This is a genomic window from Thermococcus sp. PK (assembly GCF_000430485.1).
In the GTDB taxonomy this organism is placed as follows: Archaea; Methanobacteriota_B; Thermococci; order Thermococcales; family Thermococcaceae; genus Thermococcus_A; species Thermococcus_A bergensis.
This window is the reverse complement of the sequence record NZ_KE387150.1, coordinates 419,139-444,416: the sequence shown is the minus strand read 5'-3', so window position 1 is coordinate 444,416 and position 25,278 is coordinate 419,139. Positions and strand designations below refer to the sequence as shown.

The 25,278-nt window shown below is 43.8% G+C and carries 27 protein-coding genes, 1 tRNA gene and 1 pseudogene; 11 read left to right on the top strand and 18 right to left on the bottom strand.

Annotation, left to right across the window (positions count from 1 at the left end):
* Positions 1-777: an SAM hydrolase/SAM-dependent halogenase family protein gene (locus tag THEPK_RS10635; RefSeq protein ID WP_042701718.1), complete on the bottom strand. Its 777-nt coding sequence runs from the start codon at positions 775-777 to the stop codon at positions 1-3.
* A 56-nt stretch (positions 778-833) separates the two neighbouring features.
* Between THEPK_RS10635 and THEPK_RS10630 the strand changes: the two genes are divergently transcribed.
* Genes THEPK_RS10630 through pgsA form a run of 3 tightly spaced genes read left to right on the top strand, consistent with a single transcriptional unit; the run spans position 834 to position 3,533 of the window.
* Positions 834-2,444 carry a transglutaminase-like domain-containing protein gene (locus THEPK_RS10630; RefSeq protein WP_042701712.1) on the top strand — a complete coding sequence of 537 codons (1,611 nt, stop codon included), beginning with the start codon at positions 834-836 and terminating at the stop codon, positions 2,442-2,444.
* Positions 2,441-2,983: a tRNA (cytidine(56)-2'-O)-methyltransferase gene (locus tag THEPK_RS10625; protein ID WP_042701710.1), complete on the top strand. Its 543-nt coding sequence runs from the start codon at positions 2,441-2,443 to the stop codon at positions 2,981-2,983. Before THEPK_RS10630 ends, THEPK_RS10625 begins: the two co-directional genes overlap by 4 nt.
* Positions 2,973-3,533 (top strand): archaetidylinositol phosphate synthase, encoded by a 561-nt coding sequence (gene pgsA, locus THEPK_RS10620; RefSeq protein ID WP_042701708.1) that lies wholly within the window; start codon positions 2,973-2,975, stop codon positions 3,531-3,533. Before THEPK_RS10625 ends, pgsA begins: the two co-directional genes overlap by 11 nt.
* Positions 3,534-3,594: 61 nt before the next feature.
* Here the strand turns inward: pgsA and THEPK_RS10615 are convergent, their stop codons facing one another.
* The 3 genes from THEPK_RS10615 to THEPK_RS10605 all read right to left on the bottom strand — a co-directional run bounded on the left by THEPK_RS10615 (position 3,595) and on the right by THEPK_RS10605 (position 5,299).
* On the bottom strand, positions 3,595-4,305 hold the full coding sequence (locus tag THEPK_RS10615; RefSeq protein WP_042701706.1) for a TIGR02253 family HAD-type hydrolase: 711 nt from the start codon (positions 4,303-4,305) through the stop codon (positions 3,595-3,597).
* An 81-nt stretch (positions 4,306-4,386) separates the two neighbouring features.
* Entirely contained in the window at positions 4,387-4,956 is a 570-nt protein-coding gene (locus THEPK_RS10610; protein ID WP_042701704.1) for an ASCH domain-containing protein, read from the bottom strand.
* Position 4,957: 1 nt separating this feature from the next.
* Entirely contained in the window at positions 4,958-5,299 is a 342-nt protein-coding gene (locus tag THEPK_RS10605) for an ASCH domain-containing protein (protein ID WP_042701702.1), read from the bottom strand.
* Positions 5,300-5,394: 95 nt separating this feature from the next.
* Here THEPK_RS10605 and THEPK_RS12750 point away from each other — a divergent pair, with 95 nt between their 5' ends.
* Both THEPK_RS12750 and THEPK_RS10600 read left to right on the top strand, forming a co-directional pair.
* Positions 5,395-5,559, top strand: a complete 165-nt coding sequence (locus THEPK_RS12750) for a class III signal peptide-containing protein (RefSeq protein ID WP_083965081.1) — start codon at positions 5,395-5,397, stop codon at positions 5,557-5,559.
* 9 nt (positions 5,560-5,568) lie between these two features.
* Positions 5,569-6,684, top strand: a complete 1,116-nt coding sequence (locus tag THEPK_RS10600; RefSeq protein WP_042701701.1) for an A24 family peptidase C-terminal domain-containing protein — start codon at positions 5,569-5,571, stop codon at positions 6,682-6,684.
* Between the two features lie 89 nt (positions 6,685-6,773).
* On the opposite strand, the gene THEPK_RS10595 is transcribed toward THEPK_RS10600, so the two are convergent.
* Genes THEPK_RS10595 through THEPK_RS10575 form a run of 5 tightly spaced genes read right to left on the bottom strand, consistent with a single transcriptional unit; the run spans position 6,774 to position 11,534 of the window.
* Positions 6,774-7,403, bottom strand: a complete 630-nt coding sequence (locus THEPK_RS10595; RefSeq protein ID WP_042701699.1) for an HAD-IB family phosphatase — start codon at positions 7,401-7,403, stop codon at positions 6,774-6,776.
* Position 7,404: 1 nt separating this feature from the next.
* Complete coding sequence (locus THEPK_RS10590) at positions 7,405-8,070, bottom strand: protein-L-isoaspartate(D-aspartate) O-methyltransferase (protein WP_042701697.1); 666 nt, start codon at positions 8,068-8,070, stop codon at positions 7,405-7,407.
* A gap of 40 nt (positions 8,071-8,110) precedes the next feature.
* Positions 8,111-8,725, bottom strand: coding sequence for an HVO_0476 family zinc finger protein (locus THEPK_RS10585; RefSeq protein WP_042701695.1), 615 nt, complete (start codon positions 8,723-8,725; stop codon positions 8,111-8,113).
* Positions 8,726-8,772: 47 nt separating this feature from the next.
* Positions 8,773-9,702 carry a helix-turn-helix transcriptional regulator gene (locus THEPK_RS10580; protein WP_042701692.1) on the bottom strand — a complete coding sequence of 310 codons (930 nt, stop codon included), beginning with the start codon at positions 9,700-9,702 and terminating at the stop codon, positions 8,773-8,775.
* A complete protein-coding gene (locus THEPK_RS10575; protein WP_042701689.1) occupies positions 9,654-11,534 on the bottom strand; it encodes a phosphoadenosine phosphosulfate reductase domain-containing protein in 1,881 nt (626 codons plus the stop codon). The genes THEPK_RS10580 and THEPK_RS10575 overlap by 49 nt, the downstream gene beginning before the upstream one ends.
* A 139-nt stretch (positions 11,535-11,673) precedes the next feature.
* Here THEPK_RS10575 and THEPK_RS10570 point away from each other — a divergent pair, with 139 nt between their 5' ends.
* Positions 11,674-13,392, top strand: coding sequence for an endonuclease/exonuclease/phosphatase family protein (locus THEPK_RS10570; RefSeq protein ID WP_052315952.1), 1,719 nt, complete (start codon positions 11,674-11,676; stop codon positions 13,390-13,392).
* Here THEPK_RS10570 and THEPK_RS10565 read toward each other — a convergent pair.
* Positions 13,375-14,673: pseudogene (locus THEPK_RS10565) on the bottom strand (RNA-guided endonuclease InsQ/TnpB family protein); the annotation flags it as partial. The gene THEPK_RS10570 and the pseudogene THEPK_RS10565 sit on opposite strands and share 18 nt — an antisense overlap.
* Positions 14,674-14,738: 65 nt before the next feature.
* Between THEPK_RS10565 and THEPK_RS13230 the strand changes: the two are divergent.
* The 4 genes from THEPK_RS13230 (at position 14,739) to THEPK_RS10545 (ending at position 16,352) form a co-directional block, all read left to right on the top strand.
* Positions 14,739-15,185 (top strand): hypothetical protein, encoded by a 447-nt coding sequence (locus tag THEPK_RS13230; protein WP_042701181.1) that lies wholly within the window; start codon positions 14,739-14,741, stop codon positions 15,183-15,185.
* A gap of 20 nt (positions 15,186-15,205) precedes the next feature.
* A complete protein-coding gene (locus THEPK_RS13225) occupies positions 15,206-15,601 on the top strand; it encodes a transposase (protein ID WP_042701683.1) in 396 nt (131 codons plus the stop codon).
* Positions 15,602-15,967: 366 nt separating this feature from the next.
* Positions 15,968-16,045: transfer RNA gene (locus tag THEPK_RS10550), tRNA-Lys, on the top strand.
* 73 nt (positions 16,046-16,118) lie between these two features.
* On the top strand, positions 16,119-16,352 hold the full coding sequence (locus tag THEPK_RS10545; RefSeq protein ID WP_004070161.1) for a hypothetical protein: 234 nt from the start codon (positions 16,119-16,121) through the stop codon (positions 16,350-16,352).
* On the opposite strand, the gene THEPK_RS10540 is transcribed toward THEPK_RS10545, so the two are convergent.
* Positions 16,349-17,668, bottom strand: coding sequence for a DUF4139 domain-containing protein (locus THEPK_RS10540; RefSeq protein ID WP_042701680.1), 1,320 nt, complete (start codon positions 17,666-17,668; stop codon positions 16,349-16,351). The two genes, THEPK_RS10545 and THEPK_RS10540, sit on opposite strands and share 4 nt — an antisense overlap.
* A gap of 133 nt (positions 17,669-17,801) precedes the next feature.
* Here THEPK_RS10540 and THEPK_RS10535 point away from each other — a divergent pair, with 133 nt between their 5' ends.
* Positions 17,802-18,500, top strand: a complete 699-nt coding sequence (locus THEPK_RS10535; RefSeq protein WP_042701678.1) for an acetate--CoA ligase family protein — start codon at positions 17,802-17,804, stop codon at positions 18,498-18,500.
* A gap of 40 nt (positions 18,501-18,540) precedes the next feature.
* Here THEPK_RS10535 and THEPK_RS10530 read toward each other — a convergent pair whose 3' ends face one another.
* From THEPK_RS10530 to THEPK_RS10500, 7 genes are read right to left on the bottom strand one after another with little or no spacing between them, the layout of a single operon-like run.
* Complete coding sequence (locus tag THEPK_RS10530) at positions 18,541-19,338, bottom strand: GTP cyclohydrolase IV (RefSeq protein WP_042701675.1); 798 nt, start codon at positions 19,336-19,338, stop codon at positions 18,541-18,543.
* 42 nt (positions 19,339-19,380) lie between these two features.
* Positions 19,381-20,145: a DUF4129 domain-containing protein gene (locus tag THEPK_RS10525; protein WP_042701672.1), complete on the bottom strand. Its 765-nt coding sequence runs from the start codon at positions 20,143-20,145 to the stop codon at positions 19,381-19,383.
* 2 nt (positions 20,146-20,147) lie between these two features.
* On the bottom strand, positions 20,148-20,537 hold the full coding sequence (locus THEPK_RS10520; RefSeq protein WP_042701669.1) for a DUF1699 family protein: 390 nt from the start codon (positions 20,535-20,537) through the stop codon (positions 20,148-20,150).
* A gap of 6 nt (positions 20,538-20,543) precedes the next feature.
* A complete protein-coding gene (locus tag THEPK_RS10515) occupies positions 20,544-21,791 on the bottom strand; it encodes a DUF530 family protein (protein ID WP_042701668.1) in 1,248 nt (415 codons plus the stop codon).
* On the bottom strand, positions 21,788-22,933 hold the full coding sequence (locus THEPK_RS10510; protein WP_042702294.1) for a DNA topoisomerase IV subunit A: 1,146 nt from the start codon (positions 22,931-22,933) through the stop codon (positions 21,788-21,790). Before THEPK_RS10510 ends, THEPK_RS10515 begins: the two co-directional genes overlap by 4 nt.
* On the bottom strand, positions 22,926-24,629 hold the full coding sequence (gene top6B, locus THEPK_RS10505; RefSeq protein ID WP_042701666.1) for a DNA topoisomerase VI subunit B: 1,704 nt from the start codon (positions 24,627-24,629) through the stop codon (positions 22,926-22,928). Before top6B ends, THEPK_RS10510 begins: the two co-directional genes overlap by 8 nt.
* A complete protein-coding gene (locus THEPK_RS10500; RefSeq protein WP_042701664.1) occupies positions 24,616-25,278 on the bottom strand; it encodes a KH domain-containing protein in 663 nt (220 codons plus the stop codon). The genes top6B and THEPK_RS10500 overlap by 14 nt, the downstream gene beginning before the upstream one ends.

The following is a 25,278-nucleotide window of genomic DNA, read 5'->3' as shown; positions in this document are numbered from 1 at the left end:
TTACCCCTCCTCATAAATCAGCTTTACCTTAACTTCATCCCCAACTTTCAATCCCAGAAACTCTGCCGCTGAGCCCTGATTAACCGCTATCTCAAGATAATCGTGACTTCCCGGGAGAGAGAGAAGTTCTCCGGGCTTTACCTTACCGTAAGTATCCAAATAGGGAATCTTTCTGCCCAAAATCTCCACATATTTCGGCTTCCCATAGTTTTCGATGTTTAAGATGACGTTCCCAAAGTCATCGATGTAGATAACCTTCAAAAGCCAGGAATCTCCCTCTTTCTTCGGTTCCAGATCAAGTCTGGCGATTGTCTCAAGATCAATCTCATCTCCAAGCCTTGAAGGCTCATAGCCCAAGCTAAGCAGCGCGCCTGCGGGCCCGAATACATCTCTTCCATGAAAAGTCGAACTTATCTTTCTCCCTATGATATTTTCCATTTTTTTGAGGTCTATTGCGTATGCCGCTTTTGGCTGTATCCACTTGAGGGGAAGCGTTGCTAAACCGTTGTCGGGAAGTACTAAGAACTGTGTACCTTCTATTATGATTGCCCTCCTCTCGGTACCCACACCCGGGTCAATAACTCCCACATGGATGGTATTTGGAGGGAAATACTTCACTACCTGCTCCATAACAAAAGAGCCCTCAACAATGCTGTGACGTGTTATCGAGTGAGTAATGTCAATTATTTTTGCTTCCGGATTTATTGTCAAAATAGCACCTTTCATTTCTCCCACATAGGGTCCTTTGATGCCAAAATCTGTAGTTAGAGTTATCACTGGCACCACCTAAAAATTATTAAGGTTTATCTTTAAAAGAACTTTGGGGGGAAAGCATGAGGTATTCAAAGTTCATTCCACTTATACTCATTTTCCTGATTTTCTCTTCTGGCTGTCTAGTTAAGGAACCCGCAAAGGTTGAAATTAATATTGACAAGAATGCTGTTAAGGAAGGGGATATCTTTCATATAATAGTCAAAGTTAACAACACGGGAAAAGTAGCAATAACGGGAGTTAACTTGTATCTTAGCAATCCGGAATTCAAGATACTTCAGACACCTTCTCTGCAAGAACCCCTTAAAGTCGGCGAGATTGTAGAGCTTATATGGATAGTTCAGGCTCCATCAAACCCCGGCAGATATATGCTTAAAGCTTCTGTAGAGATTGTAGATGAGCTTCAGAGAACATGGGGCGGATTCTATAAAGAATTGATAATAAACGTCGTGGAAAAAGAAAGCGAGATACCTTCATTTGGATCATTAAGTGTGAACGTTGTTTCACCAGAAAAAGTCGAAGGGGGAAATGAGTTTGGAGTTGATATACAGCTGAAAAATACTGGTAGTGGCCCTATAACACTTAGAGAAATCTCAATAAAACTGTTAGAAGGCATGGAAATTGTTAGGGAGCCAGATGTTCCCACAAATATCCTTCCCGGAGAAGAACATGGATTGAGATACGTGCTTAAAGCCCCCTACATACCAGAGGAGGGATATATGGCGATTTCCATACTCTATATTGAAAACGGAGAAGAAAAGAGAGAGCTCAAAAACAAGTTCATTAAAATAATCTGGAAGCCGTGGAGCTACGATAATGAAACCTTGAGACTGGCATATGAAGAAGAATACTATTGGATTCAGTTGCCTTATCTTGTTGACGGATTTTGGAAAGAGAAATTTAATTCCACATCCAGAATAGATCGGGGTTTATTAAGGAATATCTCAATATCGCTTGTTAAAAACGCCACTTCAGAAGTTGAGGCTGCAAAAGCTGTCTACGACATGATTAAAAGCAGATACACCCTTGGAGATGTCACAACAACCACAAATCCCTCCAACATACTTCCCCAGAACAGGATAAGCTACGAAGAGGGCACACTTCTTTTCACAGGAATCTTAAGATCCCTGAATATCCCGGCTAGAGTTGTAACATTTTACAACGGAGAAGACTGCACGGAAAATGCAATCGCAGAGTTTTATTCCGCAGGAAAATGGCACGTTGTGGACTTCAAAAGAGGCTTTTTTGGTCCGAGGGAAGAATACATAGCAACCCCACATTTTCCCAGGATTTACCAGATGATGACAAATGAGGCATACAATCTTGTTGCCCACGCACCGGAAGAGGAAAAGGGGCATGAGCACTTGGATGTAAGCCCCGAGTACCTCGCCAATATAGAAGAATCTCTAAAGAAAGTCGTTTCAGAAAGACTTGATCCCCCAGTAAGGCCAAAATTATCCATAGTGCTAATCAATATGAACCAGAATGAGCGTATTTTTGCCCTGTTCCTATTTGCTTCCGCTCCTGAAGCAGAGCTAAACATGGTCTTTCAGAAAGCCGATCCAAAGAGTCTTGCAACAAACGTTGATGCACTCTACAAATTTTATAAGGACAAACTATGGCCAGAAGACTTTAGGAAGTACTGGAACATTTTGGCGGAGGTGTACAAATGATAGTAGTGCTCAGATTGGGACACAGGCCGGAAAGGGACAAAAGAATAACAACCCATGTAGCCCTAACTGCGAGGGCTTTTGGAGCGGATAAAATCATAATAGCAGCTGAAAAGGATGAGCATGTGTACGAGAGCGTTTCGGATGTTGTAGAACGCTGGGGAGGGCCGTTTGAGATTGAGTTCAACCCTCACTGGAGGCAGGTTCTGAGAGAGTGGAAAGGAAAAATAGTCCACTTGACCATGTATGGAATACCCATAGATGAAGCTATCCCAGAAATAAGGAGAGCATTAGACAAGGAAGACATTTTGATCGTCGTTGGGGCGGAAAAAGTTCCAAGGGAAGTGTATGAGATTGCTCACTACAACGTGGCCGTAGGGAATCAGCCACACAGTGAAGTTGCAGCGCTAGCTGTATTTCTAGACAGACTCCTCGAAGGAAAAGGACTTAAAAAGGAATTCAAAAACGCGAAGGTTAAGATAATCCCGCAAGAAAAAGGGAAAAAAGTAATCTCCTTGGAGGAACAGAAAGATGTTGAATAGATACCGTCCACACGTTAAGGGGTACTTAGAAGCCATAGTAAAGCCCTTGGTCAGAATGGGCATTACTCCAAACCAGCTTACATTTGTTGGACTGCTGATATCTCTGTTAGGGGCATATTTCTTTGCTCAAGGCTCTCAGAGGATTGCCGCATTAATACTGCTCTTTGGATCACTTGTAGATGCCCTCGACGGAACTTTGGCGAGGATTACAGGAAAGACAAGCAGGTTTGGAGCCTTTTTGGACTCGACCTTCGATAGAATAAGCGATGGGGCAGTGCTGTTTGGAATTGCATATGGGGGACTGGTAAAATGGGAGATTGCAGTTATTGCGCTCATAGGTTCATATTTGGTTAGTTACGAGAGATGCAGGGCGGAACTTGCTGGAAGCGGTACTCTCGCGATTGGAATAGCTGAGAGGGCAGAGAGGCTCCTCATAATAATTGTAACGGCCCTTTTCAACAGGGTCGATATTGGTGTTTATGCGGTTGCCGTCTTAGCGTGGATAACGGCATTCCAAAGATTGTGGGAAGCGAAGAAAAGATTGGATTGAGAGGAAAAGCTAAAACGGGATGATGAAAATTTCGCTAGCGGAACTGTGAAGAGCCCTGCCGTTACTGACCGTTTAGCTCTTCAATTATTACCACTATCTCTCTAAGGTCGCTTATAACAAATTCGCATTCTCCCCACAGCTCTTTTTTGTTTCCATTCTTATCCAGCAGAACACTAACCATGTCAACCTGCCTAGCGCCTACACAGTCTTTGAGAGGATTATCTCCAACGTATATTGCCTCTTCCCCTTTAACATTTGCCTTTTCCAGAGCTAACTCAAATATCCGTGGGTGGGGTTTGTAGAAACCTGCCTCCTCACTTGTTGTTATGCTGTCAAAGAGTTCTAAAATACCCAAGGCTTCTAGCTGGGCTTTGAGATAGTCATTGTCAGAATCCGTGATGAGTCCCACATGATATCCATTGGCTCTTAAGGTTTTTAGAGTTTCAATGGCCTCATCGTAGAGCCGTCCATACTGTTGGTGCATTTTGAGGTGAATTTCCCAGAATCTTGGAGAGAGCTCAAAACCATATTTTTCGGCAAGCTCCTGCATGACTTCTTCTTCAAGCAATTTAATTGGCTTGTAGGGTTTCCCGGCAAATTGCCTGAATCTTTCGCTTGTAATGGCTTCATATTCTTCCCATACCTTCATCGGGTCAACGTTTTCTGCCTTGGCGTCTCTCAAAACTTCCCTTATTATGTTCTGGTGGGTGGTATCTTCATACTCTTTGCTTAGGAGTGTGCCAACGAAATCAAAAAACACCGCCTTTATCATTGTTTATCACCACTATAAAAATTATCTTTTGTCTTAAAAACCCTTTATTGTGAAAAATTAAGTATAGCCTCAAAAGCCCTCTTATAATTTCGGCTCCATAATGCCCATTTCTTTGAGTTCTTCATAAGCTTTCCTCAACACTTCTCTGATTTTATATCTTTTGTTGAGCCCTCCAAGCTTGTATGCCGCTTTCCTAAGACTGCCTGACTGCAAAAAAAGCTTTAAAAGTGCAACCTCTTCAAAACTTAAATCTTTCAGGTGTTTCAGTGCAAGCTCCGCTATCTCGATTGGATTGTTGCCCTCATAGGGAAAATCTGCTGACAATATGGGCTTATCCAGCAGCTTTGTGAACTCGAATTCAACAACCGTTACCTCTGTATCCGGGGTTAAGTTCCTGTAATGTTCTTTAAGAGCCTCCAAAAGCTCTTCTTTATTGTTGAACCCATCTTTAATGGCATCTTCATCAGTAAGCTCGGAAACCTTTTTTCGTTCAACTCTCTTTATTTTGGCCTTTCCAAGAACATAACCTCCCGCATGGATAAGAACTTCATCCCCGGGCTTTAAGTTAACTTTGCCTACCCTCACCGTGGCGTTTTTCTTCCCGCTGAGGAGCAAGTCCTTGTATCTCCCATCGAACTTTAGATTCCGCATTTTATTCCCTCCTTGGTTTCAGGAGGCGGAATTTTATGGCAATTACCCCATAGCGGTTCTCCTTCCATTTTGGATACATATTGTGGAACCTCTTTACAGCCTGTTCAAAGCTGGGCTTATCTGGAAAAATCCTCTCTATCGATTCCTCTCTCAAAACCTGCCTAAAAGTCTCATATTTTTTGACCGAGATGACCTCTGCAGGAACTTCGTTGTTAAATAAAATTTTATCCTTGGGCTTGATGTCTTTCAGCTGTGGATATGCCGCTCTAACCTCTATGGTCTTTTTCCCGCTTTTTATCATCTCAAGATATTCATCCCTAACATATAATCTGTACACTTTCATGGCTCCCTTACTTTGTGGGACGAATACTTTAAAAAGGTTGCACAAAATGAAAACGTTTAAATCATCTGAAGACCAAACATATGTGGTGTGAGAAAATGCGAAGAGCTCAAAGTGCACTTGAGTATTTGTTTATACTGGCCGCTGTTTTGATACTGGTTATGGTAACCATAAGGGTTGTTCTCACGAGTGTTCAGGCAATAAATTCATCGGTAACCGGATATATTGACACCATAAAGGACAAGATTCTCGAAACCCTGTGAGGTGATCCGATGGAGTTCCTTTTGATAGCTCTCGGGGTTATAATGGGAATTCTAACCTCTTACACCGATATCAAAACCGGCTTTATAGAGGACAAACATGTGTTTCCAATTGCTGGAATTGGGGTTTTGTATTACCTTTATTATGGACTTGCCGTAAAGCATGACCTTTTCTACGCGTTTTCTGGATTAATAGGACTCGCCATCGGATTTTTGTTGGGTTATTTGCTCTATCTCATGGGAGGCTGGGCAAGTGGAGATGTTGTTATCTTAATGGGTTACTCGGCTCTCTTCCCATATGCATCAAGCTATGCGAAGATAGTCCCCCCGTATGCGGCTAGATATCCCTTGCACAGCATAACACTCCTATTTAACAGCATACTTGCGGTGTTTCCATTTATCTTCTTCTACTCCCTCGCAGTGTTAGTGGTAAGGAGAAGAACCACCCGGTTGAAAGAGGTTTTCCTCGATAAATGGCCCAAACCCTTTGAAGTCGCCCTCTGGGTATCCGCGGCTTTTGTTGTTCTCGGAATTGTTGGGGAAGCCCTTCCTCTCCACTTTGGGGTTTTGATATGGGCAATAACGATAGCTATCTTAGCAAAACTGCAAAAGGTCGGAGATGTTGTTGGGATACTGCTTTTTGCCTACGGTGCTTTTGAGACTCCAGAAATCATTTACAGCTATTTGAAACTTGCCGCAACATTTTATGCCTTTAAAGTGTTCTTCTCCCTTGTGAAGGTTTTAAGAGAGGAAGTATTGACAAAAAGAGTTACTGTTGACGAACTCAAAGAATGGGACATCCTCGGCGAGTGGATATATGAAAAGGACGGCAAAATCTACAGAGACAGGGAAAGTTCCTTTGACAAGCTTGTTCGGGCTTTAAGGACTCTCGACCTAAATGCGCTGAGAGTTGAATACGACAAACTAATCGCCTCGCCAACGGCTGAAGGTCTCAAAAAAGAGGATCTAGAAACCCTCAAAGCTCTTGTGAATGAAGGAGCACTGGAGAATGAGTTTCTTGTCAGAAACGCAATGCCCTTTGCACCGGCTTTATTTTTGGGCTTCTTGATATCAGTGTTTTACGGCGACTTATTCTGGTGGCTTGTGCTAAAAAGCATCGGGCTTTAAATTTTAAAAATACCTTGGCACAACTAAACACAGAAAAGGGATGATGAACTTTTGCTTTGCTGATTATGATGAACACGCCCTTCTCTGACCTACCCTTTTTCTTTCAGAATTTTCTCGATGATCTCCATCACTTCATATAGGTCTCTTGCGAGGTAATCCCCTTCAACGCCCTCGTGGGGGTTAATTGCTATGCTCACATCCGCAACTTTGAACATGGCTATATCGTTGTGCCCATCACCCACAGCTATGGTCAGCTTCGGCCTGAGCTTTTCTTTAAGCTCAAGCAATATATCTCCTTTGTTTCTGAAGTCCACCCATGGAAGGACTTCCCCCGTTACTCTACCTTTCTCATCAAAGACAAGCTCGTTTGCATACACAAAATCGGCCTTAAGCTCTCTCCCTATTCTCTCGGCAAGGCATTTAAGGCCGCCGCTGATTATTGCAATTTTAAAGTTCCTCTCTCTCAGGAATCGAAAAAGCTCTTCCACACCTTCAAAATACTCAACTGAATTTGCCCATTCCATAATCTCCTCTTTCGTTCTCCCCTTCCAGAGAGAAGCGTCCAACCTTGCCCATGTTGCATAGTCAAACTCCCCAGCGAAGAATCTCTCGGCGTATTCTCTCCCTTTGTCCCACGTACCAAACTTTTTGTGAAGCTCAACCCAGCTTGATTTGGATTTTACCAAGGTTCCTTCTAAATCAAACGCTATGAGGTACATCTCATTCCCTCCATCCGTATTCTCCGATTAGGGGCACGAATGCCACGCCGCCATGGTTTTTTATCTTTACCCTGTTGTCTTCGCTTATCTTTATAACCTCAAGGAGCTCTTGCCACAGGTGGTAACTTCCTACAGGGATTAAAAGTTTGCCCCCAACTTTGAGCTGTTCTATCAGAGGCTCGGGAACTTTGGGAGCCCCTGCTGTAACGATTATTCTGTCATAGGGTGCTTTTGGTGGAAATCCCTTAGTTCCATCGCCAACGATTACGTGCACCTTATCTTTGTAGCCCGCCCTCTCAAGGTTTCTTCTGGCAAACTCTGCAAGCTCAGGAATTCTCTCGATTGTATAGACATCCCTTTTAACGAGCTCATAGATCAAAGCGGCATTCCACCCGCTTCCGGTTCCCACTTCAAGGACGTTCATTCCCTCCTCCAGCCCGGCAAGCTCCAGCATTATAGCGACCATGTGGGGAGCACTTATTGTTTGACCTGCTGGAATTGGAAGGGGCTCATCAACGTGAGCATACGCCTTATAACGCTCGGGGACAAACTTATATCTCGGCACTCGAAGAAACGCCCTCTTTACTTTTTCACTCTTGATTATTCCTTCCCTTTCAAGGTTCTCAACAAGTCTCATCCATTTTCTATACAGCTCATCCTCTTCCATAACCTTCACGTACAAAAATTGTAAAAGAGGGATTTTAAGTTTATGGATTATTCTCCCTTGTATACCCTCTGTAAATTTCAAGGCTTCTGCTTGCCCTTGCCCTTAGGGGCCTCCCCATGATTCTAACTATTTTGTCTGCTTTAGCTTTTCCATGCTTTAGCATTTTATCTTCCGTTTTTATTTTCTCTATTTTGAAGGTGTAGCCTCCAACTTCAAGGACTTCTCCGACAGCAAACTCTTCATCCCTGTCAACTTTGACCTTGAATGACTGTGTAATACCCTTAGGAAGGTAAATTGAAACTCCAATCACCTTTGGATAGGTCAAGCTTTCGCCCCAGAGCGTCTTGACGTCCTTTATCGGAGCTGTTTCGACCCTTTTGTTATCTTCTAGCTCAATTCCGGTGATTCTGACCTCGTCGTCTTCAATCTCCACTATGTCACCGACTTTTATCTCTTCATCAGCAGGAAGCTCTGCAAGTCTTTTGAAGCTTCTCTCATGTTTGCTGACTATTATAGGCACCTTAATGATCTTGCTCAGTGTGATCTGCCATACATGACCGCACTCACTGCACCTCAGCTTTACTTCTCTTCCTCTCTCCGATATAACCTCAACTTCCTCGCTTCCACATTCAGGACATACAAAATATTCTTCCATTTTCCTCACCTTCCAGCTTTGGATGATTTTCCTTTATAAAGATTAGCTCAGCTTTCTTTTAATCTGACCAGATACGTTCTTCCCTCTTTAACCCTTTCGATTAGGCCTTTTTTCTCCATGTCCTTTAACAGCAAGCTGACTTTTGCTTTTGAAAAGCCAAGCCGCTTTACAAGGTCGCTTTGGTAGAGTGGTCCTTCCCTAAGCAGTTCAAGAACCTTTTCTTCATCTGAACGCAGGTCGATTGCGCCCTTTTCTTTCCCCCTATAAAGGGTCCCGGCAAAAAAGCCACCTACAAACGCTATAAGCACTGTTGCGAGAAATGTCACCAGCGGGAACTGATTCTCCACTTCTCCTGAGAATCCCACTATAAAATAAAACTCCTCCTCAGCTCTAACGTCTGTCTTTTTCCATTCCAAAATGAGAGCATTCCCCGTGCTTTCGACTTTATCCGGGGAAGGAACTATAGGGGATAAAATTGCATAACCCTTAGGAACGTAGAGTCTCGCGTAAAAATATCCCACCGGCTGGCTAAATTTCACATAGTATGAAAACTGCTTTTTCCCACTAACCTCTTGGAGCATCCCCTCTGAATAAAAGCTTATCCTTATCTTCACCCTGCTTCCGGGAGAAACTTCAGGGAACGCTATATAGACGGCATTTATGTCTCCCACAATTTTGGAAACGCTTATGTTAGCTATCTGAGTTTTACCGTCGATTTCAATTATAGCTTCAGGGTTTTCAATTGGGTACTCAGAGTAGAAAGTGTAATGGGAAAGGGGAACGTTTGGAAACAGAACAAGCTCAATGGTCTCTTTAACCCTATAGTCCTCCAGAATATCAAAGTAAAGGGAGTAGCTATCTAAATCATATTCGTACTCCTGGGAAATTACAAAGTTAGACAGCACGAGTAGGAGAGATAACATGGCTATTAAAGCTGACTTCCTTCTTGAGGATTCTTTATTTTTAACAGCGGACATACTTCCATACACTCCCCACAGTGAGTACATTTTGCTGGGTCAACCTCTATCTTTCTTGTACGCTGGTTTATTTTTAAAGCATTTTCTGGGCATTTCCCAACACAAACCCCGCACCCAACACACTCATATGCCCTCTTTATTAGGTAGTATGCCATTATAGCATCTTCTCTGCTCTTTGTCCTGACTCCATCCTCCGTAAATACTATAGTACCTACTCTTATGGAGTTTTTATCTTCGCTTACTTCACCTAATATTGGGGCTACTTCTTTGATTCTTTTCAGGATTATTCTCGTGTTTATTCTGAGAATAAACTCTCCATCTTTCTCTTCAAGCGAATATCTTATAGGTTCCCATGTCCGTTTTTCCGGAATCTTTACTCCAAGTTCTTTTGCAATGGCCTTCTGTCCTTTAGTTAACTGCCTCCACCTCCAGAAGCCGTAGGTTATCCATTCCTCTGGCATTCCAAAGCGTTCTTTCCACTTCCTAAGCTCACTCTCCCATTTTTCCCACAGCTGCGGCTTTTCCTCCTTTAGCGTTTGAATTTCAGCCAGAGAAGAGCTTGGGCACATAAAGCAACCAATTCTATCCAGACGGTTCTCATAAAGGGGGTTGTATTTTAGCTTGCGGGAGAATATGTAGAGCCACACCTCAAGGGCGTTCCAGTGAAATATTGGAGAGGCTCCAATTTCATTGGGCACCCATGGATTTTTCCACACTCTGGGCTGTTTGTATCTCTGCAGGCTCTCGTACTTTCTCTGGCCGACGAACATCAGGACACCATTTGGGTAGTGTTCCTTTATTGCAAGGGTTATTGGGCCGAGCTTTGTAACCTTGCAGCACCACCTGTAATCTCTCCCGGGAGGTGAAAAAACACTGAGAGAACTCCAGAAAGCATTACCCGCATCAGCAACGATGAATTTTATGTTCTTCTTCTCAAGCTCCTGCCTGATTTCTTTTACATATTCAAGGGTTTCCGGAAACTCTATTCCAGTGTTGTTAAAGAACACAGCAAAATCATCGAACTCCTCAAGGGCCAGACCCAAAACAGCCAAACTGTCCTTTCCGCCGCTGAAGGCAACGGCAATTGACTTATTTGTATTTTGAGCAGTTTTTCTCATGAACTCTCTGGCCTCTCTAACTCTCTCTTCCAGTGCTGATCTGTTGGCTCTTAGTACTTCCTCCATCGTGGCCTTTTTACCTTCCCGATATTGAACTTTTTTCTGGTGCCTCGTCTTTATTCCGGTGCCGCGCTCGTTTTTGTCGACCAGCTTCTCGTAGTTCTTTTTAGCTATTCCTGTGGCAATCACTTCATCCTCACAGACCACTATAACGTCGTCTCCAATTCTAATGCTTTCTTCTGCCTCGAGAACTCCCACAGGCAAAACACTTGCACCGTTTTTTATTGGTTCCTTTGCACCTTTATCCACGATAACCCATTTTTTCATTTCCTTCCCAAAGCGCTTCCATAGAGCCATAGCGCCTTCAATCTTCAGTCCCGGCTTCCACTTAAGCTCAAGCGGATCAAAGCGAAGCCATCCAAAGATGTAGCCGTCCACAATTATCTCATACACATCATCTTCACCGGGGGTTTTGTTCAAAAGAACTATCTTGCCATCTAGTATTTCTCCAACATCAACGCCATAGTGGGCTTTAAACTCTCTCTTAATGAACTCAATATCCTTTTCGAAGGCAAACCTCACATCAGCAGGCGGAGTTAAATCTACCCTGAAACCCTCACCGTGAATATCACACTTCTCGCTTATCAGGGGAACATTGCACTTCTCGCACCAGTGAATGTGAGCCTTACCCAAAAATACCGGGCCCTTTCTCATTATCTCACCTCTTGGAGAAAAGAAAGGCATAGGGTTTATAATACCTGTGGTCTAGCGACAACACCTAGTAAGCATTGTGATTAACATGACTTGGAAGATAGCAAACTTTAAGGCCAACTCTGTCAAAATTAAGTTTTAGGTGGTACCAACGAAAGTAAACGAAAGAGATAAAATTCTTCTTGGAATCGGGACAGGAGTGTTACTGGCATCGAGCCTGAGGGTCTTCGTTGCTGGTGCTTATTCAAGCATTGAAAAAACGTTCTTCTACGGCGTGAAGTTCCCCTCGGGATTTGGTATACTCCTCTTTATAATTGCGGCAATCTTTGTTGGCAGAATGAGCCGAAAAGTCGGAGCGGTCCTAATGGCAGCCTACGCAGTGGCTTCCTTTGCTGCGGATGCCACTGAGTATAGCCATCTGATAGCTGCTCTTGCAGTTCCAGTTGCCCTAGCACTCGTCAAGGAACTCGAGGTAAAATACCTGACGATAGGCTTTGTAGCTGATTTAAGCCTTCGGGTTCTTGCGGTCGGAGGGGAACCGATAGATTTTCCGCACACAAGGGCCATTCTCACGGTCCTAATATTAGTTGGGGCCTTTGCTTTATGGAAAGAGCCAGGAACCCTAAAGAAGCCCGGCTTCGGCCTCTATGCCCTCGCAGCTCTGATAGAGCTTGGCTTACTCTACCCGAATGCAATCATGCGCTACTCGGGAATTACCCAATATTACCTCCCACACTTCATAGGGTATTCCCTCCTTATCGGCCTGGCGATTGTTGTAGGGCCATACTTAGCTAAAAAACCGAACATTGCTTATATCCTTCTCATTTTAGGTACAGCGACACTCTTTGTTAAGCCATTCAGTTTGATAGGCCTTCCTGTTGCTCTCGCGTCGGCCATAGCTCTAGTAGAGAACGCCAAAGGTAGCAGAGGCGGAGTAATCGGCGCTGTTTACTTCTTTCTCGTGGCAACACTCGCTTTGGGCTCTTATGTGGGCAGAGACATTGGTCTGCCTTTTATGGAGGACAAGCTTGAAACCCTTATTCTAGCGGCTTCCATAATTTATGCCTTCGCGGGCTATGGCAAAAACGCAGAGGTTAAGCTTCCGAACACAAAGGAAACAGTCGGCCCACTGGTGGGTCTGGTTGTGGTTTCGGTTGTGGTTCTTGCTCTTTTCCACACGGCACCAGCTTACGTCGAGGCCAAGAATGAGGCTCTCATCTGGAGCTACAACACCCACCAAGGCTTTGGGCCGTATAAGGGAACCTTCAACGGCTACGAGCTTATTAACCTCCTGAAGGAGCAGACACCCGATATCCTGGCGGCTCAAGAAGTCGTCGGCGGAATGATTGGCAACGGCTATCAGGACGTCCCCTTGATGATTTCTGCATACTTAGGCTACGCCTATGAGTACAAGCCGGCCGTTGAAGGGACCTATGGCATAGCCATCTTCTCACACTGGCACATGAGGAGAGAAGGAGAGCTCAACCTTAAGAGTGTTGGACAGGCAAGACCTGCTCAAAAAGTGAGCTTTGGAGAGCTTGGAATAGTGCTGGTAAACGTCCACATGGGGCTAAACGAAGAGGAGAGAGCGATGCAGGCGGAGGAGCTTCTAAGATTTGCACAGAGTGAACCGGTTGCGCAGATAATAGCGGGTGACACCAACGCCGAACCGGACGAAAAAGCAATAGAGATACTCACACGCTACTATAGGGACGCCTTTGAGAAGAGGCCACCATACACCTTCAACTGGGGCAACATAGACATCGAGAACATCGACTATATCTTTCTGAAGAAGGACTGGACGGCAGAGCTGACCTCCTCCCATCATTGGCGAGGGTTTATCTTAGCCCCTTGCCATTGACAGGGAGGTTTGAGGGGCTTCACTAAAACCCATTAGAGGAGGGCTTTTCAGCCCCTCGGGGAGGGTCTTCCCCCCATTACCCCTACCCCCCGCTAGAGCGGAAAGGCTCGGGGTTATCGTTTCAACAGCCTTTCTCAAAATGTTAAACGCTCCAACCAAGTCAGCGTTCATTACAACGCCCTCCCTGCGGCACTTGAATAAACCCCTAAAAATTCTACCATTAGAGTGGCGCTGGCCGCAGAGAGGGCAGGTTTGAGAAGTGAAAGCCTCATCAACAAGCACAACTTCAATACTATACTCTTCAGCAACTTCCTTTAGCCTTTGTATTACTGTATTAAACCTCCAAACGTGGGAGAGTATGAAGTTTTGCTTTTTACCTTTATCAGAGTTCCTCGCTATATCCTTTGGATAGCCAATTACAATTTTACTAACGCCTATCTCGTAAAGCCTTTCAACAGTCTGCCTGACTGCAGTGTTAATGTAGTGCCTCGCCTGTAGTTTGGTTTTCTGATGCATTCTCTTGAGTTTCCTGCTTGCCTTGTATCCCGACTTGTTGAGTTTTGACTGGTATTCCGCTATTCTTTTTTGCCAGTAAAAGGCAATGCTTTTGAGAGGTCTCCCGTTCACGAGAAAAGCTTCACCATTCTCAATGTAAATGGCAATTAAATTGTTTACCCCCAAGTCTATTCCTGCCGTCAGGTTGCTCTGTGGCTCTCTTGGAACTTTAACCCATTCTCCGTTAGTTAGTTTTTCCTCAACAGTGTAACTAACGTGAGCATGCCATTTCCGCTTTACAGAGTCGTAGATTATTTCCATCCTTCCCTGCTTGCCCTTCAAGTGAATTCTCCCCTTGAATTGAATTTTTAGCCTTCCAAACTTTCCGAGCCTTCTCAGCTCGATAGTGTTGCCCTCAATTTTATACTGGTCGTTCCTGAGGGGAATGATAAAGAGTTTTCTCTCATTCCCCTCCTTGACAAATTTTGGTGGTTGTGGTTTGAACCATTCTGGTAGCTCTCCAGACTTTTTCTTCTTAAGTAGAGAGAAGAAGCTACGCCACGCTTCAGCATTTTTCCTTGCCAATTGTTGTACTGTTGAACCACCAACCCAGCCCTTGAACGTGTAATAGGCTTCCTTTTCCGTTGTTCCAAAGTCTATCTTGCCGAATTCTTTAAACTGTTTTAACCGCTCGTAATTGATTTTATTCCAGATTACTGCAGTAGCTTGGGCTAGCTCAAGAAGAGTTTTTTCTTGTTCCTTTGAGGGTTGGAGTTTTACTGTTAACCCTAGTTCCCATTAGATCGTTAGAGTTATAAGCACTTAAGTCTTTTGATTGATTGGTGGTTGTATTGAGTTTTCAGAGGGAAATCCTGATCATAAAATCCGAAATCTACCCGATAATCAGCAAACACTACCCGAAAAACACTCACAGGGAAATAATCAGCCTCTACGACCTAATAACCTTCGCAATACTAGCACACTTGCACTTTAACGGAGTTTACAAGCACGCTTACAGAGTCCTAATCGAAGAAATGAAGCTGTTCCCCAAAATCAGGTACAACAAACTAACAGAACGCTTGAACAGGCACGAAAAACTCCTGCTCCTAGCGCAGGAAGAATTATTCAAAAAACACGCCAGAGAATACGTTAGAATACTGGACTCAAAGCCCATTCAGACCAAGGAGTTGGCCAGAAAAAACAGGAAGGAGAAGAAGGGTTCTTCAGAAATCATCTCTGAAAAGCCCGCAGTTGGGTTTGTTCCCTCTAAAAAAAGTTTTACTATGGGTACAAGCTGACCTGTTACTCTGATGGAAATTTGCTGGCTTTACTGTCTGTTGATCCGGCGAATAAGCATGATGTGAGTGTTGTCCGGGAAAAGTTCTGGGTGATTGTTGAGGAGTTTTCTGGCTGTTTTCTGTTTTTGGATAAGGGGTATGTTAACAGGGGAACTCGAGGAGGAATTTCTGAGGTTTGGCGTTGTTTACACGCCAGTAAAGCGGGGAATCAGGTTAGTAATCTGGAGGAGAAGAAGTTTTACAAGTACTTGTCTGACTTTCGCAGGAGGATTGAGACTTTGTTTTCGAAGTTTTCTGAGTTTCTTCTGAGGCCGAGCAGGAGTGTTAGTTTGAGGGGGTTAGCTGTCAGGATTTTAGGGGCGATTCTGGCCGTGAATCTGGACAGATTATACAACTTCACAGGTGGTGGGAACTAGGGTTTACTGTTACGGTTCTTTTCATTACTCCTCATTATTAATTTTACATCTTTGAGTTTAAAAATGTTTTTGCTTTCTCGCTAATGGGTTCGTTTATGGTTGGTCAAGAATTACGGATGCCTCTGCGAGGTGGAGGTTTCCGATCACAGGCCAATATGGGCAATTATAGAGCTTCCATGAGGGTTTTAGCTTTTCTTTTCAATATTTTGTATTCCTCAGCCCAAAAACCTATCCCACCCCGCCCCAAACTCCCTTTTCGGGCAGAGGAATAATAGTGATTCAACCCCGTTGTTCTGTGATTATCTTCACAATGGCAAAGCACCGACCAAAAAATTTATAAGCGCATTGTAATCCCTAACTTATCGAGGGCCGGTAGCTCAGCCTGGTTAGAGCACCGGGCTTTTAACCCGGTGGTCGCGGGTTCGAATCCCGTCCGGCCCGCCACTACAAATCTTAACTCTTCTGGGAATCGAAAGAGCTTAAAGTTCTTAATGCTAATTATCCTACGGGTGATAACATGGACGTTTTTGAACTGGCTAAAAAATATCATGTTGAGCTGGGCATAAAAGAGCCGAGTTTTGCCACGATGGCGGCGGAGCTTTTTGGAGACCTTGGACTGAGCATAATGAACCATTTAAAAGAAGAGGGATACACTTTAAAGGGTACAAGATTTTTGGACTATGAGAAAAGCCTTGTGCTGGAAATAGTAAAAGAAAACAAGAGCTACGAAATCCTCTTGAGAAAGCTCTAATAGTTCACTTCGTACTCGAAGATTATTTCCTCTTTTTCTCCCGGGCCAACTGTTACTTTAAATTCTACATAGTCTGCGGTCTCTGTTATTGGGCTAACTGAGCTCTCTAAGATTTTTCCACGCCACTTGTAGTGTCTGACAACTACTTCCCTGTCTTCGTTGCCAAAGTTTTCCAGAGTGACTTTAATTTTATAGTAGGAATATCTGTCTCCCCGCCTTTCTTCCAGCACCTCCGTTTTTCCTTTCAAGTCTACATCCCTGCCAAGCTTAAGCCTTAAACTGTCCCCCTTTGCAGTGTGATCTATAACCTGCTCCCCAATTAAGACGTTCTTGTCTTCCATTTCTTTGTAGATTTCCACAACACCTCCGGGGAGAACCTCACTCGTCTTTAAGGATATTATTTCATAAACATCCTGGCTTCCGCCATAGGGATAGCTTTCATAGAGGTATTCCCTCGTGAACTCGCTCTCCTGGTAGATGTACGGGATGAGTTTTTTCTCAAATGCCGCTATGTCAAGGGTTCCGAGCTTGTACAGGTAAAAGGCCTCTAATTTTGTTCCCTGAATTGGTTGCTGAGGCACTTCTTTTGTAGCTGACTCCATTGTATAGTATCTTCCCATAATCACCTGAGGAGGCTGGTAAAACTGAACATCTCCCGAAACAAGCAGAACATCAGCGTTTTCAAAGCTCTTGTTCGTAGGATTGTCAATCACCACATACCCATAAAACTCGGCCCTGTCTCTAAGGTAGAGCTTGTACCTTGAGCTCCAGCTTATTCCTCCAACCCTGTAAATGAGCTTAAAGAAGTACTTTCCATCTTCCTCAGCGTTTACTATGGCATAGATCTCTGCAGTGCTTTCTTCTCCGATTGAGTCCATTTTCATGTAAGCAATGTCTTCAGAGCTTACCAGATAATATCCATCTCCCTGTATTGCTATTTTCCCGTCTTCATACCCCAAAAACTCGCCGCTTACGGTTTCTCCGCTTTTCAGTTTTACCGTAATCTCTTCTCCTATGTTCGCTTCCATAAGGTTCTTTCCCGCTGTCCCCTTGCTTACAACACCGAGTACCTTCACTTTCTCGTCAAGAGGCTTTAATGTAACTTCATCAATTCGGAGCCCCTCAAGCATATCTAGAGGGACTTTATTTATCCCTGTTTTCAGCTCAACTTGAATCGTCTTCTCGACAACTCCAATCTTGGCTGAATCATAGAGTGCAAGTGCAGTGTGGCTCTCTTCAGCTTTCGTTTGATGGAATACAATCATGGCTAGAAGAACAAAAACCACTAAAACTCCTCCAACAATTTTTCGCTTCATTTCAATCACCCAAGAGGATGTCACCCTCATTCTATTTATAGGAATCGACGGCTTCAATCACATTCGAAATGGAAAGACTTTTAACATTGTCAACATAACTGAAACTGTCATCACTATAATCGAGGTGGTAGAGATGGATAGAGTTGCAAAAGCTAGGGAAATAATCGAAAAGGCAAAAGCTGAGAACAGACCACTTGTGGAACCGGAGGCAAAGGAAATTCTTAAGCTTTACGGCATTCCAGTTCCAGATTTTAAGGTTGCAAGAAATGAGGAAGAAGCTGTTCAATTCGCAAGAGAAATAGGCTATCCAGTTGTTATGAAGATAGTTTCCCCACAAATTATCCACAAGAGCGATGCTGGTGGTGTTAAGATCAACATAAAGAACGACGAAGAGGCTAGAGAAGCCTTCAGAACTATTATGCAAAATGCAAGAAACTATAAACCCGATGCTGACCTTTGGGGTGTTATAGTTTATAGGATGCTCCCACTTGGCAAGGAAGTCATCGTTGGTATGATAAGAGACCCACAATTTGGCCCCGCAGTGATGTTTGGTCTCGGTGGAATATTCGTCGAGATTCTCAAAGATGTAAGCTTCAGAGTTGCTCCAATAAGCAAAGAAGAAGCCCTTGAGATGATCAAAGGGATAAAGGCTTACCCAATCCTTGCTGGAGCAAGAGGAGAAAAGCCAGTTAACATCGATGCCCTTGCAGATATAATCGTCAAAGTTGGTGAATTAGCCTTGGAGCTTCCAGAGATCAAGGAGCTTGACATAAACCCCATCTTCGCTTACGAAGACAGTGCAGTTGCAGTTGATGCTAGAATGCTCCTTTGATTTCTCTTCTTTTTAAAAATTAAAAATTTAGAGAAGAAGCTCAATACCAGGTTTCCGCTATAACATCATGCTTATGGATGCTCTCGTGACTTATGACCCTTACGTGGATTTTGCCCATAAATTTCTGCTTTGCTTTGAATATTATTTCTCTCGCAACATCTTCCACGAATTTTGGATTTGAGTACATATTTTGGACAACTGCGTTCTCATCAATGGTCTTCAATAAGGTATATGTCGGGGAGCTAAAAGAACTCTCTACCACATCTATCATATCTTCCAGGGCTATCTCCTCATTGTAGTCTGTTTTTATTTCGAGCGTCGCAACTGCTCTCTGGATGTGAGTCTTTCCTTGATTGTTAGCCATCGCGTGTGGACAAGCGGTGTTTCCAATTACCCCCACCCTTAAAACTTTCTCAACTTGCCCGGGCTCTTTTATTACCCCAACCTCAACATCATAAGTCTCAAGGCTGATTTTTTTGCTGGCAGGTGTTTCTCTCTCCATGATAAGCTGTGTTTTAATCCACACTTCAGCCCTCTTATGGGGATGCTTTCCTTCCAACCTCTTTATCACCGCGAGACCAAGTTCTTCAAGAGAAGTGTGTGCTTCTTTCACTTCCTCCTCAACGGCCTCACTCATTGTTTCGGTGATGCTTTCAACAAGTCTGCTCATATGAATGCCTTTCTTTTCCTCAGGAACGTCTATCGTTATCTCAAATGTCGGGATAAAGGTGTAAAGCTTACCTTTCCAGTTTATTCTCGCTATTGTTCTCAAGTTTGTTATGCCAACTCTGTGAAGTCTCTCTTTGATCTCTGGAATCTCTTCTTGAGTCTCGAACATTTTCTCACCTCCATTAGGAGAACCTAATCGGTTCTTTTAAACTTATCTCAAAAATCTCATAAGCTTCTCGTAACTTTCTTTTGCTACAGTAATATCCTCCCTGTTGAGTCGATACCCGTATTTTGCTTTCTCAAACACGCGGGTAAGTTTATCCAAATCCTCCAGATCCTCAAAAATATCCCTTAGCTTGTCCTCATGCTCCCAGTGGGTCCAGCTTTTTTGATAGGGATAGCCTTTCCTTATTAACCCCGCAACGACGTTTTTGTACATTTTGATTATTCTTTCCTCGGGACTTCCTTCAATTGAATCAAAAGTTATCTCAGGATCAAATTTGGCAATCTCAAGTTTTTCTGGTTTCCTTCTTCTAGTTATGAAAAGAAGAACAAGGATAAGGGCAAAAACGAAAATTGGGGCAAGATAAGCATAGCCTGGAAGGGGTTCATAGGTTATTTTGAAAGTATCATTAAAGAAGCTGAACTTCGGGTATTTTATTATAGGCGCTTGAACGCCCCTATAAGGCTCAACCCTCCTGCTGAAAAGAGCCCTCAGAGCTATTACAATCGCCAGAATAATTACAAGCTCTCGGAGATAATCTCCTTTTGTTCGCTTTCTTTTTTTAACTGACTGCAGGGGGATCCCCTTCTCGAAGAGAAACCATACTGAATAGGCAAGAAGTCCAAAAAATAGTGCCGCCCACAGGATGTAAATCACTTCGATGTTGAAGGTGCTTTGTCCATGTTCCACAGTAGCCCTAAAGAGCACGGCAAAGAGCAACAACATAAGCAAAAATGGCAGTATTTGCCTCATATCTACCGCCCGTTTATTATGTAGTAGACGGTCCTCAGGGGGATGTTAAGTTCTTCACTTATCTCCCTAGGCGTTTTTCCGCTTTTAATGAGCTCTTCAATAAGCTTTAATGTAGCCGGATCATACTTTTTAGGTCTTCCTCGGGCGTGGTTCATAGGGACAAGCTTGATTCCCATTTGGTTAAGTGCTTTAATGATTTTTTTGGAAACCTTTGGATACAAACTCGGAGGGCATCCAATGACCTTCACATTTGGGGCCCTTTCAAGTATTTTCACAAGGATTATCTTGGTCGGCCGGAGATTTATGTAAACCTCGGTGACGTCTTTATTGAGCTTCTCCTCTAGCTTCCTCAAAAGGTCATCATTATTCCTCGCCTTTATCTCGATCTTCATATCCCCTCACCCTTGGAGAAGCTCCAAAAATTGCTTTGCTTTATCACTCTTCGGCATAAACCTCTCAAATTTGCTTGTATCCTCAAACAGACTCATATGCAGGCCAGAAAGTACGAATTTTTCGATAGCCTCCTTAAGCTCCTCTTCATTTATCCCAAGTAGCTCGCTGACTTTTTTCTCATCGAACGGGCTAACACCATAAAGGATAACTCCGCCCAAAAGGTAGTTTGGAATGTTTGAAATCTCGCTCCTTCTCCCGCTTAAAAGGGTTTCAGCCTCGCATTTTCTAATGAGAAGCATGCTGCCAAATCCGGTACGGAACCCGGGCTCATCCATAAACGGCAGATCAAAAATTGAGTAGTGACAATCTATACACGGCCTTAGCTGAGGATATAAGCCGATTGTCTCTCTTTCTTTTTCAGAGGTTAGGTAATAATACCTGAACAAATCGAGGGCAAGGATTTTAGCTCCCTCTTCTGGATAGAGAGAAGCATAGGCAAGCGCCAAATTATCTATGGTGTAGTGGCTGTTTATAAGAACCCCCTTGGTTTTCACGTAGGTTAAGAGCCTCCATCTGAACTTCTGGCCAAAGCGCTTCTTGAGTTCTCTGTCCACATCTGCGTCCAGCGGAAGCTCGACTTTCTCCTTCTTTAACCGCCCGCCCTGCCAGTACTCTACCTCTATCCTCATTCCCTTTCTTTGCACCTGTCCTTTTTCTTTGAGCTTGGATTTTATTTCCTTAAATGTATCTCTGGTCTTGGTGTCTTTCTGACTTAGAATCCTAAGGACATCCCCCGAATAAGCCAGATATGGCAGTATTTCTATCCTCCCAAGTTTAATGGGCTTTTCAGACACTTTCATTGAATCAAGGTCCTCTTTGTTGGTAATGTCCTTAATCTCGATGACTTTCTTCCCCTTGTAGAAGGTATAGTTGGATTCAATTGTGGCAAGAGCCATCTTATGGGCGGTTATCGCTGTTCTAAGCCGCTCGAGGGTTAGCATGCGGTAGTGATTTCTTAACAGAATTCTTCTAATATGTGGGTCTACTTCCTTTTTACTTGATGTTGCATAAGAGAGCGTTTCACCAACTCTGCGGGAAAGTTCATCTTCCAGGTCTCTAAGAAAGGCAAGATTGCGGTTTAAATTAAAAGCTAAATAAAGAGGGTCAAAATTCTCAAATAACCTGTTCATGTTTGTTTTTATGTCGTCCAAAACCCTATTTATCTGAGCTATAAGCTCTTCAGTTGTCGTCATGGCAGGAGCTCCTCGTTGGCAATTTTTTCGGGGAGGTATTTCTTCGCAACGAACTCCAAACTCTTGTTTGCCAGAGCCTGCTGTTCAATCCTTACTCCCCATTTGAGAGCCAACTTAAGCTGTCTCTGCCACTCCTTGTTCTGGAACCATGGGTAGTTCATCTCCTCTATGATACGCTTGTAATCTCCCGTTGGACCGCCTTTCTTGTTCGGTGGGATTCCCTTGAGCTTTTCTGTAACGTTTTCGAGACCGTATTTTTTAATATCGTCCATCGTCATACCAACGAATTTTGCCTCTGGCGTTGCAAGCTTTTCGCTGAGGTAAGCGAGATTTATTGAGCCCTGCTTGATTGTAGAGTATATATACCATCCGTAGGGGTCACCATCAGTAAAGACGATGATTGGCAAACCTTCCTCGTAGTGGAGCCTGTGTATAAGTCTTCTAACACCTCTTGAAGCCTGACCTTGAGTTGCCACTATTAAGGCTTTCTCCTTCTTCGGATACTTTTCTTCTATAAGCCTATCGGCCATAGCGGCGGTTTCTACTACAAGGACGTAATCCACATTGATTTCCGGGAACTCTATGTGCTCCACTGTTCCAGGAACTGCCCATCCACCCATACCAAGCTTTGAAGCGTTGAACTCGTCTTCGCCATCTTTAATGACTATGTCCCCGTAAATGTATCCTCTTCTGTCTGCAGTTATGTGCATTTCCTCTCTCAAAACTCCGAACATTCTCTCCAGATCCTCTATTATAGGATCGCTTTCGCTCTGGTCTTCGAAGGTATTTTCATGTGTGCCGGGAATGGTGTGTTTGTTTGCATAATAGGCTTCTCTCAAGCTCGCGTGTTTGCCCTCGGCAACTAACCTCTTTATATAAGCCGCTATCAAGAGCGTCTGCATGAATTTTCTCGCATGGGCAACGTTAAAGAGATATCTCCTTGAAGTCTTGTCACCCATCTTAATCACGCGGTCTTTTTCGTCGAAGTAAACGTTGCTGAGACCTCTGGTGGGAACATCTATGAAGGGGTTCCTGCCAGCTTTTAGTTCTTCAAGGATTTCTTTTCCAAATTCCTCGAGTTTCTGAAGGACCTTTCTTGGGTCGTAGCTGAAGCGTTCCTTGGGCCTCTCACGTTTAAGCATTTCCATCAGCCTCCGCCTTGTTTTCTTCTACTGTTTCAAATTTCTTCTCAATCATCTTTATTAGGAGGTTCTTTATCGTGTCTTCAGGCTCTCCAGTTAGGATGCTTAAGGCCCTACTTACCTCAGGGACATACTTCTCAAATATCTTCCTTCTTTTCACCTGGTAGAGCTTGCGGTGTTTTCCTCCGAGATATTTGGCAAGCCTTCTAGCGATTTCCATTATGGCGAGTCTTATTTCTTCATATATTTCATCTTCACTGGCAATACTCTGCTTTCCTGTAGAAGTGTAGGGGACGTGCACGCTGACCACATTAACCAAAAGCACCAGCGGCGTTCTTTCGAGATCATCCACCCTGTATCTCTTCCAGTCAATGCTTCTTGCTGCTGAAGTTATAACACACGAACCCGCATCAAAGAGCAGAGGAACTCTGTTAGCATACCTAAGAACGTCAAAGCCACTGCTTAGCTCTCCCCCAAAGGCTAGACCCACCTCTACCTGGAAAGGAATCCCCCCGCGGTAGACTTTGGGAGGTCTCGTTACGGCAGTTACGAACTCTGGCTTTAAAATGCCCGAAAGTCCTTTTTCTATGTTTTCCTCTCCAATTGGCCTCAATCCATGGGTGGGTGGGGCCAAGAAAGTCATGTACTTAAATGCCTCTACAATCTCTTCAGCTTCGTGCCAAGTGAGCTTTTCAGGAGGCTTTTCCATGAGTTTCTCGGCTTCCTTGAGGGCATTTTTGCCTTTCTTTCCAAAACTTGCGAGTACTTTATCGACCTCCCCTTCGGCGAGCCTCTTTAGGAGTTGCTCTCTAACTCTCTGCTCCTCCTCTTCCTTTATAAGCCTCAATGCCGCGATGTACTTCACAAGCTCCTCTACCTTTTTGTCACTTATTCTCGAAAACTCGCCTATAAGGAACGTTCTCACTGTTGTCCTTGATGTCCTCCTGGCCATCCTGTAAATGTCATCCGTCATTACTCCCTTTGGATGTGGCTTCATTTCCTCCGGTGGCTCTGGAATTTCTTCACTGCTCCTTGGGAAGACTATCAGCTTTCCATCTGGTTCTATAAGTTCAATATGAGCATGAGGATTGGCTATAGCGGTGAGCTTAAGATACCAGTAAGGGCCCTGCTTGGAGCGGATGTAACGAACTTCCTTAACTTCCATTTCTATTCTCGTTCCTCTCCATCCTGTAGGGTTGGGGTGCTTTATCTTTTTGAAAATTTTTCCTTCGTTTTTTTCCACATCTATGCCGACCCAAGCTTCTATTATCTCATCACCACCAGTGGAGGTTATAACTCTGGTAGCTTTTCCACTGGTGATTTGAGCAAACATTACAGCACCGCTAATACCAATACCCTGCTGCCCTCTGCTTTGAATGTTTCTGTGGGCCTTTGTACCGGCAAGCATTTTACCAAAGACGTGTGCTATGAACTTTTCTGGAATTCCAGGGCCGTTGTCCTCGACGATTATTTTATAGTGCTCATTTCCAAGTTCTTCTATCTCGACTCTAACGTAAGGCAGGATGCCAGCTTCTTCACAAGCGTCCAGAGAGTTTGTTACAGCCTCGTGAATAATGGTTGTAAAGGAGCGCACTTTTCCGGTATAACCAAGCATTGCAGCATTTCTTCTAAAGAACTCACTGACGCTCTGGATTTTAAATTCTTTAAAAAGCTTGTTTGCTTCAGAATTTGCCATAGTACATGCCTCCTTCAAGTTCTAAATCCTTCTTCCTTCTTTCAAGGTATTTGTAAACGGTTCCGTGTGGAGAACCTTTTGCAAGTTTTTCAACTGCAGTTTTAGCTATTTGAACTTGGATTGGATTTCCAATGATGGCAACAGTCTTCCCGTAGACGCTTATATCTGCTCCGCTCATTTCTTCGATTATCTCTCTCGTCCTGCCTTTTCTACCGATTATTCTCCCCCTAACTCTCGGAAGTGCATTCTTCTCGTTCCCTACAACAACGTCGGTCAGGTCAACCACTTCGAGAATCTCACCTTCATTAAGCAGCCTAAATGCCCTCTCCGGGGAAAATCCCCTTCCGATGGCCAACACAATGTCTCTCGCCTTCCATACTGCCAAAGGATCGTCGGTTTTTTCTGTAGAAGTAATGAATACCTCTCCAGTCTGGCTGTCTATCTCTATCTTGGTTTTTGTAGCCTCTTCAATCTTTTTCTTTGTCTCGCCCTTTTTCCCAATAACCACTCCAATTCTCTCTTTTGGAATCCTCACGAATTCTTCCTGCTCGCCAAGAGCTTCAAACTCTTCAATCTCAAAGGACTTTTCCGGTTCTCCCTCCTTGTCCACATACTCATACTCTTTCAGCTTCTTTTCAAATTCGTCCAT

Coding starts and splice junctions, on each gene's coding strand:
- THEPK_RS10600 (WP_042701701.1), top strand. CDS start 5,569: ATGGAGTTCCTTTTGATAGCTCTCGGGGTTATAATGGGAATTCTAACC.
- THEPK_RS10610 (WP_042701704.1), bottom strand. CDS start 4,956: ATGCGGAATCTAAAGTTCGATGGGAGATACAAGGACTTGCTCCTCAGC.
- THEPK_RS10500 (WP_042701664.1), bottom strand. CDS start 25,278: ATGGACGAATTTGAAAAGAAGCTGAAAGAGTATGAGTATGTGGACAAG.
- THEPK_RS10535 (WP_042701678.1), top strand. CDS start 17,802: ATGGATAGAGTTGCAAAAGCTAGGGAAATAATCGAAAAGGCAAAAGCT.
- THEPK_RS10590 (WP_042701697.1), bottom strand. CDS start 8,070: ATGGAAGAGGATGAGCTGTATAGAAAATGGATGAGACTTGTTGAGAAC.
- THEPK_RS12750 (WP_083965081.1), top strand. CDS start 5,395: ATGCGAAGAGCTCAAAGTGCACTTGAGTATTTGTTTATACTGGCCGCT.
- THEPK_RS10510 (WP_042702294.1), bottom strand. CDS start 22,933: ATGCTTAAACGTGAGAGGCCCAAGGAACGCTTCAGCTACGACCCAAGA.
- THEPK_RS10595 (WP_042701699.1), bottom strand. CDS start 7,403: ATGTACCTCATAGCGTTTGATTTAGAAGGAACCTTGGTAAAATCCAAA.
- THEPK_RS10540 (WP_042701680.1), bottom strand. CDS start 17,668: ATGAAGCGAAAAATTGTTGGAGGAGTTTTAGTGGTTTTTGTTCTTCTA.
- THEPK_RS10585 (WP_042701695.1), bottom strand. CDS start 8,725: ATGGAAGAATATTTTGTATGTCCTGAATGTGGAAGCGAGGAAGTTGAG.
- THEPK_RS10530 (WP_042701675.1), bottom strand. CDS start 19,338: ATGTTCGAGACTCAAGAAGAGATTCCAGAGATCAAAGAGAGACTTCAC.
- THEPK_RS10615 (WP_042701706.1), bottom strand. CDS start 4,305: ATGATAAAGGCGGTGTTTTTTGATTTCGTTGGCACACTCCTAAGCAAA.
- THEPK_RS10520 (WP_042701669.1), bottom strand. CDS start 20,537: ATGAAGATCGAGATAAAGGCGAGGAATAATGATGACCTTTTGAGGAAG.
- THEPK_RS10545 (WP_004070161.1), top strand. CDS start 16,119: ATGGACGTTTTTGAACTGGCTAAAAAATATCATGTTGAGCTGGGCATA.
- THEPK_RS10580 (WP_042701692.1), bottom strand. CDS start 9,702: ATGTCCGCTGTTAAAAATAAAGAATCCTCAAGAAGGAAGTCAGCTTTA.
- THEPK_RS10515 (WP_042701668.1), bottom strand. CDS start 21,791: ATGACGACAACTGAAGAGCTTATAGCTCAGATAAATAGGGTTTTGGAC.
- THEPK_RS10630 (WP_042701712.1), top strand. CDS start 834: ATGAGGTATTCAAAGTTCATTCCACTTATACTCATTTTCCTGATTTTC.
- THEPK_RS10625 (WP_042701710.1), top strand. CDS start 2,441: ATGATAGTAGTGCTCAGATTGGGACACAGGCCGGAAAGGGACAAAAGA.
- THEPK_RS10525 (WP_042701672.1), bottom strand. CDS start 20,145: ATGAGGCAAATACTGCCATTTTTGCTTATGTTGTTGCTCTTTGCCGTG.
- THEPK_RS10605 (WP_042701702.1), bottom strand. CDS start 5,299: ATGAAAGTGTACAGATTATATGTTAGGGATGAATATCTTGAGATGATA.
- THEPK_RS10575 (WP_042701689.1), bottom strand. CDS start 11,534: ATGAGAAAGGGCCCGGTATTTTTGGGTAAGGCTCACATTCACTGGTGC.
- pgsA (WP_042701708.1), top strand. CDS start 2,973: ATGTTGAATAGATACCGTCCACACGTTAAGGGGTACTTAGAAGCCATA.
- top6B (WP_042701666.1), bottom strand. CDS start 24,629: ATGGCAAATTCTGAAGCAAACAAGCTTTTTAAAGAATTTAAAATCCAG.